General features: G+C 71.9%; 15 protein-coding genes. 12 read left to right on the top strand and 3 right to left on the bottom strand.

Going from position 1 to position 16,961, the window contains the following annotated elements; translation table 11 throughout:
- The first annotated feature begins 159 nt into the window (after window positions 1-159).
- The 8 genes from ABT304_RS17515 (at window position 160) to ABT304_RS17480 (ending at window position 10,987) form a co-directional block, all read left to right on the top strand.
- Window positions 160-1,053, top strand: coding sequence for a universal stress protein (locus ABT304_RS17515; protein WP_350717033.1), 894 nt, complete (start codon window positions 160-162; stop codon window positions 1,051-1,053).
- Window positions 1,050-2,045 carry an ABC transporter ATP-binding protein gene (locus tag ABT304_RS17510; protein ID WP_350717031.1) on the top strand — a complete coding sequence of 332 codons (996 nt, stop codon included), beginning with the start codon at window positions 1,050-1,052 and terminating at the stop codon, window positions 2,043-2,045. The genes ABT304_RS17515 and ABT304_RS17510 overlap by 4 nt, the downstream gene beginning before the upstream one ends.
- On the top strand, window positions 2,045-3,220 hold the full coding sequence (locus tag ABT304_RS17505) for an ABC transporter permease (RefSeq protein WP_350717030.1): 1,176 nt from the start codon (window positions 2,045-2,047) through the stop codon (window positions 3,218-3,220). The genes ABT304_RS17510 and ABT304_RS17505 overlap by 1 nt, the downstream gene beginning before the upstream one ends.
- Window positions 3,217-4,380 carry an ABC transporter permease gene (locus tag ABT304_RS17500; RefSeq protein ID WP_350717028.1) on the top strand — a complete coding sequence of 388 codons (1,164 nt, stop codon included), beginning with the start codon at window positions 3,217-3,219 and terminating at the stop codon, window positions 4,378-4,380. The genes ABT304_RS17505 and ABT304_RS17500 overlap by 4 nt, the downstream gene beginning before the upstream one ends.
- 152 nt (window positions 4,381-4,532) lie before the next feature.
- Entirely contained in the window at window positions 4,533-7,289 is a 2,757-nt protein-coding gene (locus ABT304_RS17495) for a bifunctional acetate--CoA ligase family protein/GNAT family N-acetyltransferase (RefSeq protein ID WP_350717026.1), read from the top strand.
- Entirely contained in the window at window positions 7,289-8,287 is a 999-nt protein-coding gene (locus ABT304_RS17490; RefSeq protein WP_350717024.1) for a zinc-binding alcohol dehydrogenase family protein, read from the top strand. Before ABT304_RS17495 ends, ABT304_RS17490 begins: the two co-directional genes overlap by 1 nt.
- Window positions 8,284-9,798, top strand: a complete 1,515-nt coding sequence (locus ABT304_RS17485; RefSeq protein WP_350717022.1) for a bifunctional aminoglycoside phosphotransferase/ATP-binding protein — start codon at window positions 8,284-8,286, stop codon at window positions 9,796-9,798. The genes ABT304_RS17490 and ABT304_RS17485 overlap by 4 nt, the downstream gene beginning before the upstream one ends.
- Before the next feature lie 166 nt (window positions 9,799-9,964).
- The gene (locus ABT304_RS17480; RefSeq protein WP_350717020.1) at window positions 9,965-10,987 is read left to right on the top strand and encodes a universal stress protein; all 1,023 of its coding nucleotides are present in this window, start codon (window positions 9,965-9,967) and stop codon (window positions 10,985-10,987) included.
- Here ABT304_RS17480 and ABT304_RS17475 read toward each other — a convergent pair.
- Entirely contained in the window at window positions 10,908-11,897 is a 990-nt protein-coding gene (locus tag ABT304_RS17475) for a 1-phosphofructokinase family hexose kinase (RefSeq protein ID WP_350717018.1), read from the bottom strand. The genes ABT304_RS17480 and ABT304_RS17475 overlap by 80 nt on opposite strands.
- Before the next feature lie 179 nt (window positions 11,898-12,076).
- Between ABT304_RS17475 and ABT304_RS17470 the strand changes: the two genes are divergently transcribed.
- The gene (locus ABT304_RS17470) at window positions 12,077-12,499 is read left to right on the top strand and encodes an Hsp20/alpha crystallin family protein (protein ID WP_350717016.1); all 423 of its coding nucleotides are present in this window, start codon (window positions 12,077-12,079) and stop codon (window positions 12,497-12,499) included.
- Between the two features lie 3 nt (window positions 12,500-12,502).
- Window positions 12,503-13,714 carry a universal stress protein gene (locus ABT304_RS17465; protein WP_350717014.1) on the top strand — a complete coding sequence of 404 codons (1,212 nt, stop codon included), beginning with the start codon at window positions 12,503-12,505 and terminating at the stop codon, window positions 13,712-13,714.
- 9 nt (window positions 13,715-13,723) lie between these two features.
- Here the strand turns inward: ABT304_RS17465 and ABT304_RS17460 are convergent, their stop codons facing one another.
- Both ABT304_RS17460 and ABT304_RS17455 read right to left on the bottom strand, forming a co-directional pair.
- Window positions 13,724-14,707 carry an Acg family FMN-binding oxidoreductase gene (locus ABT304_RS17460; RefSeq protein ID WP_350717012.1) on the bottom strand — a complete coding sequence of 328 codons (984 nt, stop codon included), beginning with the start codon at window positions 14,705-14,707 and terminating at the stop codon, window positions 13,724-13,726.
- 1 nt (window position 14,708) lies between these two features.
- A complete protein-coding gene (locus ABT304_RS17455) occupies window positions 14,709-15,224 on the bottom strand; it encodes a flavodoxin family protein (protein WP_350717010.1) in 516 nt (171 codons plus the stop codon).
- 153 nt (window positions 15,225-15,377) lie between these two features.
- On the opposite strand from ABT304_RS17455, the gene ABT304_RS17450 reads away from it, so the two are divergent.
- A complete protein-coding gene (locus tag ABT304_RS17450; RefSeq protein ID WP_350717009.1) occupies window positions 15,378-16,127 on the top strand; it encodes a DUF4389 domain-containing protein in 750 nt (249 codons plus the stop codon).
- Window positions 16,128-16,221: 94 nt separating this feature from the next.
- Window positions 16,222-16,890, top strand: coding sequence for a response regulator (locus tag ABT304_RS17445; protein WP_350717007.1), 669 nt, complete (start codon window positions 16,222-16,224; stop codon window positions 16,888-16,890).
- The last annotated feature ends 71 nt before the right edge of the window (window positions 16,891-16,961 follow it).

Genomic DNA, 16,961 nt, shown 5'->3' with positions numbered 1-16,961 from the left:
GCAGACATCCGTCCTGTCCTCAGATGGCGGGCGGTCCGGGCCGTCCGCGCGCGGACCTAGGTCCTCCGCGCCCAGCACCGATGGCCCTGACGCGCGGGCGTGGCACCCGGCGAGATTGGAGGCATCGCCGGACGCGCACCGAGTCCCCGAGGAGGGAACATGTCCAAGCAAGACCGGATCCTGGTCGCCATCGACGGAGGAGAGGGCGGCAGCGCCGCGCTTCGCTATGCCACCGAGCAGGCCAGCCGGAGCGGCGCCGACCTGTGGCTCGTCCACGTGATCGACCTCGCCATCGCCACCGGGGTCTTCTACCCGTACGGCTACTCGGGGCTGGCGGACCAGATCCGTGAGGCCGGCGCGGGCATCCTGGCCCGTGCGGAGAAGACGGCGGCCGAGCACATCGGAGCCGATCGGGTGACCACGTCGCTTCGTGACGGGGGAGTGGCCGTCGAGCTCGTCCATGCGGCCGCCGACGCCGCGATGGTGGTCCTCGGCGACGAGCGCCACCTCAGCCTGGCGCGCATCGTGACCGGCTCGGTGACCGGCAAGGTCGCCTCGCGCGCGCCGGTGCCGGTCGTCGTCGTGCCGAGCGCGTGGAGCGCCGGCTCGGGTACCCGCCAAGTGGTCGTGGCTGTCGCGGACTGCGACGCCTCCACCGAGCTCGTCGCGCACGCGCTGCGGGAGGCGGCCGACCGCGGTGCCGAGCTGGTGATCGCCCACGCCTGGGAGGTCCCCGCCGTCTACTACGAGACGACGCTGGGGCAGCTGGACGCGGCAGGCTGGGAGGCGGACGCACGCCGCCGCCTGACGAAGACCCTCGAGCAGGCACAGCACCTCGTCCCCCTCGCCGCGGAGACCAAGGCCCGGATCGAGATCCACCGTGGTCAGGCCGCGCGGGTCATCACCGAGGCATCGAAGGACGCGGACCTGCTGGTCATCGCCCGGCGTGGCCACGCCTTCCCGCTGCGCCGCCTGGGCAGCACCGGCCACGCCCTGCTGCGCGCGTCGCACTGCCCGGTCGAGGCGGTTCCTCCGGAGCCCGAGACACCGTGAGCAGCCTCGACACCTCCGCGACCGTCGGAACCGGAGCGCCGCTCCGGGCGGTCCCGGACGTGCTGCGCTGCGCCGACCTGCGCCGGTCGTTCGGACCGGTCACCGCGGTCGACGGCATCTCGTTCCGGATCCGCGGTGGCGAGACGTACGGTCTCCTCGGCCCCAACGGAGCCGGCAAGACGACCGTCATCTCGATGGTGGCGGGCGTGCTGGCGGCCGACTCGGGCTCGATCCTGGTCGGCGGCGAGGAGATGCACCCCGGTGCGTACGGTGCCAAGGCGGCGATCGGCTACGTCCCCCAGGACGTGGCCCTCTACCCGGACCTGAGCGGCCGGGAGAACCTGCTCTTCTTCGCCTCGTTGTACGGCATCGGCCGCCGTCGCGCCCGAGCCCGCGTCGAGGAGGTCCTCGACATCGTCGGGCTGGCCGACCGCGCCGGCGACCGGGTGGAGAAGTACTCGGGCGGCATGAAGCGCAGGCTCAACATCGCGGTGGGCCTGATCCACCAGCCCCGGCTCCTGGTGCTCGACGAACCCACCGTGGGCGTCGATCCGCAGAGCCGCAACTCCATCCTGGAGAGCGTCGAGCGGCTGAGCGCGGAGGGGATGGGGGTGCTCTACACGACCCACTACATGGAGGAGGCCGAGCGGCTCTGCGACCGGGTCGCGATCATGGACCTCGGGAAGATGGTCGCCGAAGGCTCGCCCAAGCAGCTGGCCGCGGAGCAGCTCGGCGACTCCGAGCACATCCGCCTCGTTCTCGGCGGTGATGTGACCGGAGCTGTCACAGCCCTGCGCGAGCTGCCGCTCGCCATCAGGGTGACCGGCGCCGACGACATGGTCGATGTGCTCGTGAGGGACGCCGGGTCGGCGCTCCCGCAGGTCATCCAGGTGGCCGCGGCCCACGGCACGGTGCGTTCGGTCACCGCGGAGGAGCCCGACCTCGAGACGGTCTTCCTCGGCCTCACCGGCAAACGGCTGCGGGACCGATGATGCACCCGACCCTGCAGATCGCGGCCAAGGATCTCCGGCAGCGTGTTCGTGACCGGTCCGCCTTCCTGCTCGCGATCGTCGTGCCCTTCGTGCTGATCGCGATCTTCAACCTGCTGTTCGGGCCGGCATCGACGCCACGGGCGTTCGAGTACGCCGTCGTCGACCAGGATCACACCGCGGTGTCGCGGACCTTCACCGTCGACGTCCTCGGTGCCCTGGCGGACCAGGGCGTCGCCGAGGTGAGCGAGCTCGACGAGGACGAGGCACGGGCCGGAGTCCGCGACGGCGATCTGGACGCCGCGTTCGTCGTGCCGTCGGGATTCGCCGACGACGTCGCGAGTCCCGGGCCCGCCGAGCTGCTGGTGGTGGGCAGCGCCGATGCCCCGACGGCCACCGTCGCGGCCCGCTCGATCGCCCGTTCCTACGCCGGAAACCTCGACGCCGCCCGGGTCGCGGTGGCCGCGGTCGGCGCCGCCCGGCCCGGGCTCGCCCCCGCCGAGATCGAGCGGGTCGCACAGGAGACCGTGCACGGCGCCTCGCCCGTGGCCCTCGAGGACATTTCGGCCACGACCCGGGTGCTCGACACCAAGACCTACTTCGCGGCCGCGCTCGCGGTCTTCTTCCTGCTGTTCACGGTGCAGTTCGGCGTCTCGTCGCTGATCGACGAGCGAGGCGGAGGCACCCTGGTGCGCATGCTGGCGGCTCCGGTGCCGCCGTGGGCGATCCTGGTCGGCAAGCTGCTCACCAGCGTGGTGCTCGGCATCGTCAGCCTCACGGTTCTGATGGTGCTGAGCGCGCTCATGCTGGGCGCCGAGTGGGGTGACCCGCTCGGGGTCGCCCTCCTGGTCGTCGCCGGCGTCCTGGCGGCCACGGGCATCACCTCGGTGGTCGCCTCGCTGGCGAGGACCTCCGAGCAGGCCGGGACCTGGCAGGCCGTCATCGCGGTGTCGCTCGGGCTCCTCGGCGGCTCGTTCTTCCCCGTGCAGCAGGCCGGTGATCTGGTCGCGGGCCTCAGCCTGGTGACGCCGCACGCATGGTTCCTGGGTGGCCTGGGCGATCTCGCGGGCGGTGGCGGAGCCATCGAGGCACTGCCGTCGGTCGCGGCGCTCCTGGCGATGGCCGCCGTCACGATGGGAGTCGCACTGCGGCGTACCGGACGGGTGGTCGCGCCATGAAGGTGCTCACGATCGCCTGGACGAACCTGCGCCGCTCGCTGCAGGACCGCACCAGCGCCTTCTTCTTCGTGCTCTTCCCGCTGTTGATGATCACGGTCCTGGGCGTCGCGTTCGGTGGTGCGTACGAGCCCCGGGTGGGCGTGGTGCAGCCGGCGACCGGTGTGCTCTCCGACCAGCTCGTGGCGGCCCTCGAGGACGCCGAGGGCTTCGACGTACGTCGCCTCGACAGCCGTGCCGAGGCCGTTGCGGGAGTCGAGGAGGGAGACCTGGAGGCGGCGGTCGTCATCCCCGCTACGTACGCCGCCACGCTCGCGGAGGGACAGGACACCGCGGTGCAGTACCTGTCACGCTCCGGCCGGAGCGCCCAGCAGATCGGCGTGATCGTCCGTGCCGTCGTCGACGACCAGGCGGGCCGCTACCGGGTGGCCAGGACCCTTCAGCACGAGCTCGGCGGGGACTTCGGCGCCAACGTCGCTCGTGGGGAGGCGTTCGCCGGGCGCGTCCCGGAGGTGGCGGTCTCCACCACCACGGTCGGCGCCACGGCGCTCCCGGAGGACCTCGGGCGCTTCGACCTCGGCGCGAGCAGCCAGCTGCTGCTGTTCATCTTCGTCACCTCCCTGACCGCGGCCGCGTCGATGATCGACACCCGGCGGCTCGGCGTCGCCCGGCGGATGTTCGCCACACCCACCGGGATGGCCACCATCGTGGCCGGCGAGGCACTGGGTCGCGTGGGGGTCGCGCTCGTCCAGGGCCTCATCATCATGGTCGGCGCCGCCGTGCTCTTCGGCGTCTCCTGGGGTGACCCGATCGCCGCTGCGCTGCTGATGCTGTCGTTCGCGACGGTCGCCGGCGGTGCGGGCATGGTGCTCGGAGCGATGGCGACCAACGTCCAGCAGTCCACCGCGGTCGGCCTGCTGGTCGGTCTGGGCGCCGCCGCCCTGGGAGGCTCGATGATGCCGCTGGAGTTCTACTCGCCCGTGATGCTGACCGCCGCCCACCTGACGCCGCACGCATGGGCGGCCGACGGCTTCGCCGTCCTGGTCCGCCACGACGGCACGGTCCTCGACATCCTGCCGGAGCTGGGGGTCCTCGCCGCGTTCGCGGCAGCGCTCTACGCGATCGGCTCGTGGGCGCTTCGCCGCCGGATCCTGGCCGGCTGAGGTGGCCAACGTCCTCCGGCCCGTGGGACGAACGGCCCCGAGCCTCCGGACTCCCTTCTCTCACCGCCGATGCGCCCGGGGCGGTTCGCTGGACTCATGGCACGAGCCGACGACATGGCGCTGCTCGGACATCGACAGCAGGAGGTAGCAGCATGAGAGGCCAGATGGAGGTCGGCGCGGGTGAGGCTGGACCCACCCCGGAGGACGTGCTGATGCGCGACGGCACGATCGCGGGCATCCGCGACGCGGTTCCCGCGGATCGGGAGCGCCTGGTCGCCCTGCACGACGAGCTCTCGGACCTCGGCCGCTACCGGAGGTTCTTCCACCTCGGACGCTTCGACGGTGCACGGTTCGTCGACGACCTCCTGCCCCGGCTCGGCCGCGGCGAGGCGATCGCGAAGGTAGCCGTGGTCGACGGGCGCGTCGTGGCGCTGGCCAGCTGCACGAGAACCGAGATCGGTGGCGAGGCCGAGCTGGCCCTGGTCGTAGCGGACCGCTTCGCCGAGAACGGCCTGGCCACCCTGCTCCTCGAGCACCTGGCCGTCGCCGCGACCGAGGCGGACGTGATGGAGTTCGTCTCCTACCTGCTGGCCGACAACGCCCCAGCCTTCGACGTGATGCGGCACTCCGGTTTCGAGATCACCTCTGTTCCCCACCAGGAGACCGTCGAGGTGCGCTTCCCGGTACGGCTCACCGAGCGGGTCCTGGAGGCGATGATCGAACGCGAGCAGCAGGCCGACGCCGCCTCCCTCGGCGCGATGCTGCGGCCGCGGTCGGTCGCGGTGATCGGCGCCGGCCGGCGCGACGAGAACCCCGGCCACCAGGTCGTCCGCAACCTGCTGCGCGCCGGCTTCACCGGGGACGTCCACCCGGTCAACCCGCACTGCGACTTCCTGCTCGGCCTCAGGTGCCATCGCTCGATCCTCGAGGTCGCGCCCGTCGACCTGGCGGTCATCGCCGTGCCGGCGGCCGAGGTGCTCGGGATCGTGCGTGAATGTGCTCGCGCCGGCGTACGCGACCTGGTGATCCTCTCCAGCGGCTTCGCCGAGACGGGTCCGGAGGGACGACGTCTTCAGGACGAGATCCTCACGGTCGCCCGCAGAGCTGGGATGCGCGTGGTGGGCCCCAACTGCCTCGGTATCGCCAACACCGACCCCGAGGTACGCCTGGACGCGACGTTCTCGCCCATCACCGTCGGCCATGGCCGGGTGGCGATGATGGTGCAGTCCGGCGCGGTGGGCATCGCTGCGCTGCAGCGGGCCGAGGACCTGGGTGTCGGTGTGTCGAGCTTCATCTCCGCCGGCAACAAGGCCGACATCAGCGGCAACGACCTGCTCATGTACGCCGCCGAGGACGACGCGACGGAGGTCGTCGCCCTCTACCTGGAGTCCTTCGGCAACCCGCGCAAGTTCTCCCGGCTGGCGAGGCGCCTGGCCGCGCACAAGCCGATCGTCGCGCTCGTCGGCGGCAGCAGCCAGACCGGCCGGCGTGGCGCCGTCGGCCACACCGCCTCGGCGGTGACCTCGTCGGCTGCGGTGGAGGCGCTGTTCGAACAGTGCGGTGTGATCGGCGTGGACGGCCTCGAGCAGATGCTGCAGACCACCAGCGTGCTGGCCAACCAGCCGCTGCCCGGCGGTCGCCGGGTCGGGATCGTCAGCAACGCCGGCGGCCCCGGCATCCTCGCCGCCGACGCCTGCGAAGGTGCCGGGCTGCGACTGAGCACGCTGAGCGAGGAGACGATGGCCAGGATCCGCGAGATCGTACCGGACGCCTCGTCGGTGCAGATGCCGGTCGACCTGGGCTCTGGCGTCGGCTGGGAGGCCTATGCCGAGGTGGTCTCGATGATCGCCCGCAGCGGCGAGGTCGACATGCTGATCGCGCTGCGTACGCCCCTGCCCGCGCTCTCCTACGCCGCCTTCGCGCGTGCGCTGCGCATCGCGTTGCGCGCCCTCCCCGGCGAGACCACCCCGCCGGTCGCCACCGTCGCCGTCATTCTGGACACGCACTGCCCGAGCCGGCCGATCAGCGCAGGGAACCACCACATACCGGTCTTCGCGTTCCCGGAGGACGCCGCGCGTGCCCTCGGTCCGGTCGCCGGGTACGCGGAGTGGCGGGCCCAGCCGCGCCGCGCCGCAGCCGAGGCCGCCTCCGGCAGCCGCGAGGCGGCTCGCGACGTCGTCGACCGCGCGCTGCGGACGGCCCCGGAGGGCTGCCGGCTGGCGGCCCCCGACGTGCGACAGCTGCTCGCTGCGTACGGGATCGGCGTGCTGCCGAGCGTGCTCGTCGACGGCGTGGAGGAGGCCGTCGACGCGGCCGAGTGGCTCGGCTACCCGGTCGTGGTCAAGCTGGCCGATCCCGAGGTCGCCCACCGCACCGACGTGGGTGGCGTACGCACCGGGCTCGGCAGTCCCGACGAGGTGCGCGTCGCGGCGCACGAGGTGCTCCGGGTGCCGGGCAAACACGCCGGTCTGCTCGTCCAGCGCCAGGCCTCCGCCGGGGTCGAGCTCATCGCCGGCGTCGTTCAGGACCCGGTCTTCGGACCGCTGGTGATGGTCGGCTACGGCGGCGCGTACACCGAGCTGATCGGCGACCGCAGCTTCCGGCTCACCCCGCTCAACCGGGCCGACGCCGCCGCGGCGCTCGCGGAGCTGCGTACGGCGCCGCTGCTCGCCGGCTACCGCGGCTTGCCACCGGCCGACGCGGGTGCCGTCGAGCATCTCCTGGTTTCCCTCGGTCGCCTCGCCGACGACTTCCCCGAGATCGCCGAGATCGACCTCAATCCCGTGATCGTGCACGAGCGAGGCGTCTCGGTCGTCGACGCGAAGGTCCGGCTGCACCCGGCTCCGCCGGCCATTGCCTCTGACCTGAGAAGCCTGCGCGCACCGGTCGGGCCGGGTGCGGATACCTGATGGCGACGATGCGCGGGTGGCGGACGACCGGCGACGGTCGGCTGTCGAGCGGCGAGCTCGAGGTGCCCGAGCCGGCGTCGGGGGAGGTTCTGATCGGGGTCGAGGCGTGCGCCGTGTGCCGGACGGACCTGCACGTCGTCGACGGCGACCTGCCGCGGCACCGGAGCCCGGTGGTGCCGGGCCACGAGATCGTCGGCCGGGTCCTGGCGCGGTTCGACCACGACGTCGACGGGCCCCGCGTGGGCACCCGGGTCGGGGTGCCGTGGCTGCGCTCCACCTGCGGCCGCTGCCGATGGTGCCGTTCCGGTCGGGAGAATCTCTGCGAGCGGTCTCGCTACACCGGCTGGGATGCGGATGGCGGCTACGCCGAGTACGTCGTCGCGCCGTCGGCCTACGTCTACCGGATCCCGGACTCGCTCGATCCGTTCCAGGCCGCGCCGCTGCTGTGCGCGGGGATCATCGGCTACCGTGCGCTGCGGCGCGCGGCACTGCCCCCGGGAGGACGGCTGGGTCTGTACGGATTCGGGGCCAGTGCCCACCTGACCGCGCAGATCGCGATCCGCCAGGGCGCGGAGGTCCACGTTGTCACCCGCGGCGAGCCCGCGCGCCGGCTCGCACTCGACCTCGGTGCTGTGACAGCCGTCGAGCCCGGTCGTGCGGTCCCGCCGCTCGACTCGGCGGTCGTGTTCGCCCCGTCCGGTGAGGTCGTACGTGAGGCTCTCGCCGCGCTGGACGCTGCGGGAACCTGCGCCGTGGCCGGCATCCACCTCTCCGACATTCCACCGCTCGACTACCAGCACCAGCTCTTCCGCGAGCGGACCCTCACCAGCGTCACCTCGAACACCCGCGCCGACGGGGTCGAGCTCTTCAGGCTCGCCGGCCGGCTCGACATCCGCGCCGAGGTCACGCTGTACCCGATGAGCCAGGCCGACCGGGCGCTGGCCGACCTCGCGGCAGATCGGGTGCGAGGCGTCGCGGTCCTGGACGCGACGCGATGACGGACGAGACGACGTCCGCGGCGACCGACTCGGGAATGAGCGCCCACGGCGTGCCGTACGGGGAGGTGCGGGAGACGCACTCCGGCCTGGTGGTGCTCGTGGGGGAGACGGCCTACAAGGTCAAGAAGCCGGTGGAGCTCGCGTTCCTGGACTTCCGGGAGCGCGACGATCGCCGTCGGGTGTGCCGTCGGGAGCTGGAGCTCAACCGCCGGCTCGCGCCGGACGTGTACGTCGGTATGACCGAGCTCCCGCAGGCCGACGGCTCGACCGAGCCTGCCATCGTGATGCGGCGCATGCCCGACGAGCACCGGCTTGCCACCCTGGTCGGGCGGGGTCGCCCGGTCACCGACGAGGTGCGGCGGATCGCGCGGGTGATGGCCGCCTTCCATGCCGGTGCGGAGCACGGCCCGGTCATCGCGGCGGAGGGCGGAGTCCGCGCGCTGCGTGAGCGTTGGCGGCACAACCTGGAGGAGGTCGCTCGATTCCGGGGCACCCTTCTCGACGACGCCATCGTCGGCGACGTCGAGCGGCTCAGCGACCGGTACACGGCCGGACGTGAGGATCTGTTCGACGAGCGGATCGATGACGGACGGATCGTCGACGGTCACGGGGACCTGCTCGCCGACGACATCTTCTGCCTGGCCGACGGCCCGCGCATCCTGGACTGCCTCGAGTTCGACGACCGCCTGCGCCGGATCGACGCGCTCGATGACATGGCCTGTCTGGCGATGGACCTCGAGCGTCTCGGTGCGTCGGCCGCTGCCGCGGAGCTGATGACCGCCTACCGCGAGTTCAGCGCCGACACGTTCCCCACCTCCCTCGCTCACCACTACATCGCCTACCGGGCGTTCATGCGCGCAAAGGTCGCGGCGCTGCGCGCCGAACAGCCTCGGGTGGGGCACGGACCGAGCGAACCGGCAGCGGAGGCCGTACGTCTGGCAGGGCTCGCGCGCGACCATCTCCGCCGTGGCGAGGTCCGGCTCGTGGTCGTCGGCGGGGCTCCCGGGACGGGCAAGTCGACGCTGGCCGGGGCGCTCGCCGACCGCCTCGAGCTGACCATGATCAGCAGCGACCGGCTGCGCAAGGAGCTGGCCGGGATCGACCCTCGGCAGCACGCGGGCGCCGGCTGGCAAGAGGGCATCTACAGCGCCGCATGGACCAATCGAACCTACGACGAGATGCTCCGGCGCGCGACCGCCCTGCTCGGCCGCGGGGAGTCCGTCGTGCTCGACGCCTCCTGGACGGAGCCGGCGCACCGGGTCCTCGTGGAGCGCGCGGCCCAGGCCACGTACAGCACCCTCACCGTCCTGCGCTGCGCTGTGGGCGCTGAGGTGGCAGCCGCGCGGATCCTGGCTCGTGACGACATCTCCGATGCCGACGAGACGGTCGCGGCCACGATGAGCCGTGCGGAGAGGCCGTGGCCGGGAGCGGTCACGATCGACACCAGCGGAGACGAGAAGGAGAGCGTGGAGGCCGCGCTCGCCGTCGTGCTCGGACCAGACCGCTCGTAGCGGTGCGTTCACGGTCGCGCGGGCTCGCCCTCGTGGACGTAGGGCGATTGGTCGCAGGGGCTCGGGACCATGGGCCCTTCGTCCGCGAGCGACCGAACGGTTGGCTTGAGGTGTCGGGGAGCACTCGGCCAGAGGAGGTTGTGATGTCGGTCGTCTCGTCCATTGAGTGTCTGAACAGGCGCGGAGCCCGGCGATGACGTACGCGGGCGACCAGGCGATCGTCGTCGTCGGAGTCGACGGCTCGGAGCGTAACCAGGCGGCGATCGAGTACGCCGTCGCCTCGGCGCTCGCTCTGCACCGTCCTCTGCTGCTGGTGAGCGTCGTCAGCTTCGACCCGGCCGAACCGCACCGTGCCGAGTCCGGCCCCGACCGTCAGTGGACCCTGCTGGAAGACATCCGGGACCGGCTGGTCGAGGAGCATCCGCGCCTGCGCGCAAGCACGTCGGTCCGATTCGGTCACCCGGTATCCTCACTCGCCTCCATCGTCGGCGAGCGGGACCTGCTCGTGGTCGGGAAGCGGGGGATGGGCCCCTCGCGCGCCATGCGGATCGGCAGCACGGCCATTCGGCTCGCCGCAGTGGCGCCATCGCTGCTGGCGGTGGTGCCGCCGAGATGGCAGGCGCCGGCGGGCCATCCGGGCCCTGTCGTCGTCGGGGTGGACTCGGCGTGGGACAACGAGAAGACGCTCCGGCTGGCTTTCCTGCAGGCTCTCCGCACCGGAGCGCCCCTCTGCGTCGTGTCCGCCACGGACCTGCGGCCGGCACTGGTGTGGGATCGTGCTCGGGGCGAGCCTGCCTATCGGCAGTGGGAGCGACGCAGCGCGGCGGCTCTGGCGGAGATGATCGGCCCTCTCCGCGGCCAGTTCCCGGACGTCGAGGTCACGGTCGCCCATGACCAGGGCCACGCGGCCGACGTGCTGACCGCCCAGGCGCGGACTCCACAGCTGATCGTTCTGGCCAGGCGAGATCACCGCGGCGAGTCGACCGGGTTGGGATCGGTGGCTCGGGAGGTCCTCGACGTCGCGGCCGCGCCTGTGCTCGTGGTTCCGGTGGTGGAGACGGCCGAGAGCGATCAGCCGGTCGCCGTCTCGGAACCGGGTTGGCCTCAGGTCACGACGCCCGGCGATCGGCGGATTCCCGGCGACCTTCCTCACGACGGTCGTGAGGGCCCCACGGCACGTCGTCGGTGAAGGCGGCGATGTCTTGGCGAGCGAACACCGAGGTGCCGGCGGTCGCGATCATGGCCGCGCTGCACGAGAGACCCAGCCGGGCCGCCCGGGGCAGGTCCCAGCCGTGCACCAGCCCGGCGATGATCCCGGCGACGAGGGCGTCGCCGGCGCCGACGCCGCTGACCACGTCGGAGGCGACGGCGGGGAGCAGCACGTCATCGGTGGCGGTGACCAGGGCGATCCCGAGGTGGCCGCGGGAGAGCACGACCACCCCTGCCTGGGTCGCGACGAGCAGCTCCCGGGCACCGGCCAGCTGATCCTCGGCCGACTCCAGGTGGCGGCCCAGGTGCTCCTCGAGCTCGCGGACGCTCGGCTTGAGCAGGAACGCGCCATGCGCCCGGGCGAGCGCGCCCCCGGAGGCGTCGAGGACCAGTCGTGCGCCGATCGAGTCGGCCAGGCAGGTCACGCGGGCGATCACGTCGCTCGAGACCCCGGGCGGCAGGCTGCCGCTCAGCACGACGTACGCGGCATGGTGTCCGACGCGACGCACGACCTCGAGGCAGCGGTCCAGGTCAGCCTGGGAGAGTGGCGTCCCCGGCAGGACGAAGCGGTACTCCAGGCCGGTGCTGAGGTCGGTCACGTGGTGGCTGAGCCGGGTCTCGCCGCCGACCTCGATCCCCTCGAAGGGGAGCCCCTCGGCCTCGAGCAGCTCCGTCAGCGCCCGCCCGATGTGACCCGCCGTGGGGAAGACCGCCAGCGTCGGGACGCCGAGCACGTGCAGCACCCGGGCCACGTTGATGCCGCCGCCCCCGGGGTCGAACCGCGGCGCGCTGCACCGCAGCTTGCGCGCAGGGACGAGCTTCGGCACCGAGAAGGAGTCGTCCAGCGCGGGGTTCAGCGTGATCGTCACGACGTCGGGTGAGTCGAGCATCGGGGTCCCTTCCGGCTTCCGTCGAGGTTGCCTCTCCAGGCAACCACCGCCCGCGCGTGGCGGCAGGTGGCGGAGGTCCCGGCGCCGGTGACCAAGGTCTCGTGAAGTGGTCGCCGGTCCCGCCAAGACTGGTGATCGAAGGGGTGCCGGAGGGCACCCGACGAACTCAAGGAGGACAGATGGCTGCCATCATCAAGCGCTCGGCGAACCCGGTCGCGGACCTGCTCGGCTGGCTGGAGACGGAGTCGGCGGCGATGCGCTCGTTCGGAACCGCCCCCTACATCAGGGTCGAGGACTTCGTCGAGGACGGCAACTACGTCGTGCGTGCGGAGATGCCCGGGGTCGACCCGAACAAGGACATCCAGATCGACATCGCCGGTGACGTCATGACGATCCGCGGCGAGCGCCGGGAGGAGGAGCACGACCGCAACCGGAGCGAGCTGCACTACGGGTCGTTCGAGCGCACGCTGCCGCTGCCCGCCGGTGTCAAGGCGGAGGAGGTTCGCGCCACCTACATCAACGGTGTGCTGGAGGTGCGTGTCCCCTACGCGGTCGAGGAGCCGAAGACGACTCGGGTCGCCATCGAGCACAACGGGAGCTGACCTATGGGCTCCGACGTGTCATCGCAGGTGCCCTCCGAGGTGGAGCTCCACGCGAGCCGGGTGTGGTCGGTCGACGTCTTCATGGAGAGGTACGACGGCGGCGTACGTGCCGAGGCACGGCTCCATGCGAACGACCGGCCCGATCTCGTCGGCTGGGGGGAGTCGGGCCTGTGTCCCGGGCAGGATCTGACGCTGGGCGAGGAGCTCGCCGCGAGCCGCGCCCTGGAGCGCCTCGCGGTCGCGCTGCTCGCCGAGGCGCACGGTCGTGTCGACGACACGGACCAGGCCGCGGCAGACGGGTCGGAGCGAAGGACCCGCCTGCTGCGTTCGGTGCCGAGGATCCTCGTCGGCGCCGACCGCCCTCTTCACCTCACCGCCTCCCTCGAGTGGTCGCTCGCGCACGCGGATCCGGACGGTCTCGGGATCGAGCTGTGCCATGTCGTCGACGACTCGGGGCCGGCGTGGGAGCAGACGCTGCGCTCCTCCGTCTCGGACGCGAAGGACGAGATGACGGAGCTGCTCGACGAGGTGCGTGAGCTGCACCCGTCCCTGAACGTCACGTCCTCGGTGCTGGTGGGCTCGGAGAGCGCACTGCTGGCCCGGTCACAGAGCCGGGAGCTCGTCGTCATCGGCCGGGCGGACATGGACGGCCAGGACGGCTCGTACGTGGGTGCGACGGCGATCACGATCGCGCAGGGCGCGAAGGTGCCGGTCGTGGTCGTCCCGCCGGGATGGTCGCCTCGTCAGGACGGTCTCGGACCGGTGATGGTGGCGATCGACGCGCTCGAGCCGCACCTGGAGGCGGTGGAGTTCGCCCTGGCGTACGCGCACTGGCGGGGCCTCCCGCTCCTGGCGGTCTCGGCATGGGATCGTCCGGCCGATCTCGGCGCACGGATGATGCTCGACAGCGAGGAGGAGTGGATGGAGCGGATCGCCGACGGGCTCGACGCCGCGGTCACGCCGCTGAGACTGCTCTATCCGGACGTCCCGGTGACCAAGCGGTCCCCGCACGGTCCGCCCGTGGACGTCATCCTCGGACTCGCCGAGAGCGCGTCGCTGCTGGTGGTGGGCAGGCCGGGGCACGGGAGGCACTGGCGGATGCCGCTGGGGTCGGTGAGCCGGCGCCTGCTGCATCGCGCCACGGTGCCGGTCGCGGTCGTTCCGACCGGCTGGCATGCCGAGGCCAGCGCGCTGCCCCGTCGCGCGCTGGGCTGATCGTTCGGCTCACGACGAGGCGGAGCTCTCATGGTGGAGGACGTCGTCGACGGGGCGCCGCGGGGTCGGCGGCAGCGGTTGATACGCGCGCTGCGGCCAGCCGATCCGCACCAGGACCTGGGGACAGGAGTTGTCGCCCAGGAGGTCGTGCTGCAGCGTACGTCGGGTGGAGCCGATCTCGATCGGCTGCGTGTAGGGCACCAGGGCCAGGCCCGAGGTCGTGCAGGAGAGCCAGATCGCGTCCAGTGCCTCGCCCGCGCGCAGCCAGGAGAGCGGGTCGTCCGAGGCGGTCGTCAGGACCAGCCACTCCTCGGCGGAGGGGCCGGCCTCGTCGTGGCTGTCGGCGAGCGTCCCGCTCGGGAACCGGGTGTAGGACGCCGGGTCGCTGCCGGCGGCGAGCAGGCTGGACTCCGGGATGCCGTCCTCGGTGCCGCCACGGGTCCAGGAGTAGAGCTCGGCCAGGTAGGCCTCGTCGGTCGACTGGTGGGCGCGGGCGTTCTCCAGCGCCGACACCACGACCGGGCGCAGGTGGTCGGGGATCGTGGTGGCCACGACGGCGTGGTCGCGGACGAGTCCGGCCAGGTGGTCGAGGCGCTCGCGCGGCACGGGCCAGGACGAGACCTGACGCCGGTCGGTGTGCCGCTGCTCGAGGGCCGCCAGCCGGCCGAGGTCGGCGACGTCCGGCTCGCGCGGCGAGAACGTCACCACGGCGAGCAGGTCGGTGCGGCCGTTCTCGGGGGTGCGGTGCACGGTGCACGCCCAGCCCATCCCGGCGGCGGCGACGACGAGCTCGTGCAGTGCGGCGCCGCAGCTCATCACCAGGTCGCGCTCGTTGGGGTCGGCGTGCAGGAGCTTGCGGTGCGGGTCGGCGCGCAGGAGCAGCATGGTGTCGCGTACGGCCCAGGCCCACGGCTGGGTGTTGTGGACCGAGGGAGCGCGGCAGGCCAGCTCGATGATCGCCCGCAGCGTGGCGTCGTTGGGGAGCCGGGACATCTCAGGCCACCTGCCGCATCAGCTGGTGGGCGAGATCGGCGGCCCAGTCGCCGGCGCGGGCCTCTTCCTCGTGGGCGAGGGGTCCCTCGATGGAAGAGACATAGAAGCTGGCCGCCGGGGGCACCTCGTAGCCACGGCGGCGCAGCAGGTGCGCCACGTGCCGGGCGGCGGAGCCGGGGAGGTGACGCATCGAGCGCGCCCGGGTGTCGAAGGCGGCGAGGTGCACGTGCTCGGCATCCTGCACGGTCTCGAGCCACTCCCGTACGCCGCGGGCCTCGACCTCCGCCGGAGCGCCCCGCAGCACCGCGTCGGCGCGCGTGTTGGGGCGGCTCATCCCGAGCGCGTGCGTGGGTGCCCCGATCACGACCAGGTCGTGGGTGCGGAGCACGTCATCGCCGGCCAGCGTCACCGGGATCACCTTGACCTCGATGCCGGCCTTCCGCAGCCCGTTGGCGACCGAGGTCGCGATGGTCGCGGTGTTGCCGAACATCGACTCGTAGACGACTGCTGCTCGCATCTGGCTCACATCCTTCCTCCGGCGCCGCGCCCTCTGCGCCCGCCATCGGCACCACCTTCCGACGGCGCCTGTACACACGGTCAGTGGCGCACGTCCCCGACCCGAGGACCTTGGTCCGATGCCGTGGACCGGTGCCGCGAGGAGCCTGGAGGTATGAACTCACTCGAATCACCCGTGGTGGTGGAGGGTCGCCTCGACGCCGTGACCAGCCGCTGGTTGTGGCTGGTCAAGTGGCTGCTGCTGATCCCGCACTACGTCGTCCTGTTCTTCCTCTGGATCGCGTTCGCCGTGCTGAGCGTCGTGGCCTGGTTCGCGATCCTGTTCACCGCGCGCTACCCGCGCGCGATCTTCGACTTCAACCTCGGCGTGCTGCGCTGGGCGTGGCGCGTCGACTTCTACGGCTACTCGGCCCTCGGTACCGACGCCTACCCGCCGTTCACGCTCGAGGACGTGCCCGACTACCCGGCACGCCTCCACATCGCCTACCCCGAGCAGCTCTCCCGGGGCCTGGTCCTGGTCAAGTCGTGGCTGCTGGCGCTGCCGCACCTGATGGTGCTCGCCTTCTTCCTGGGCGGGGGACTGTACGTCACCCAGGCCAGCGACGACCCACAGACCTGGACCTGGGCGCGCGGCATCGTCGGGCTGCTGGTGCTCTTCGCCGGCGTCGTGATGCTGTTCGGGCGCCGCTACCCGCAGGGGATCTTCGACCTGGTGCTCGGCATGGACCGCTGGGCGCTGCGGGTCGCGGCGTACGTCTTCCTGATGACCGACACCTACCCGCCGTTCAGGCTCGACCAGGGCGGGAGCGACCCGGCTGGGCCGGTGCTGCCGGAGCCGTCCTCGCCTGCAGGCGAGGCCGTGACGCCGCCCGTGGGCAACCCGGTCGGGACGGCACGGTCGTGAACGTTGCCGCGCGAGTCCGTCGAAGGACTTTGGTCCTCGGCCTGCGGGCCCGACGGGCATTGGCGAGCGCTGTTCGCGGCCGTAGATTGAACACGTGACCGAATCAGCATCGCCCGAGCGCGCGACGGAGCCCATCCGGGTCTTCCTGCTCGACGACCACGAAGTGATCCGCCGGGGGATCAAGGACCTCCTCGAGGACGAGGACGACATCATCGTCGTAGGGGAGTCGGGGCTCGCCGACGAGGCCCGGCACCGGATCCCGGCGCTGCGTCCCCATGTCGCGATCCTCGACGGCCGGCTCCCCGACGGCTCCGGGATCGACGTCTGCCGCGACATCCGCTCGGTGGACCCAAGCATCGGCGCGCTCATCCTGACCTCGTTCGACGACGACGACGCACTGTTCTCGGCGATCATGGCGGGTGCGGCGGGCTACCTGCTCAAGCAGGTGCGCAGCGCCGACCTCGTCGAGAGCGTCCGCCAGGTCGCCGCCGGCCACTCGATGCTGGATCCCGCGGTGACCGCGCAGGTGCTCGAGCGGATCCGGAGCGGCCCGAAGTCCAATTCGGCCTTCGAGAACCTGACCAACCACGAGCGCCGGATCCTGGAGCTGATCGGCGAGGGCCTGACCAACCGGCAGATCGGCAAGGAGATGCACCTGGCGGAGAAGACCGTCAAGAACTACGTCTCCTCGTTGCTGGCCAAGCTGGGTCTGGAGAGCAGGACCCAGGCTGCCATTCTGGTGACCAAGTCCCTGCAGGGTTGATAGGTTGGGGGGTGTACCAATCCTGCGACACGGGGGATCGACGTGGGCCGTACGCCGCCCAGGCAGCGCCG

This window comes from Nocardioides sp. NPDC000445 (assembly GCF_040300245.1).
In the GTDB taxonomy this organism is placed as follows: Bacteria; Actinomycetota; Actinomycetes; order Propionibacteriales; family Nocardioidaceae; genus Nocardioides.
This window is presented reverse-complemented; position numbering and strand designations above follow the sequence as displayed.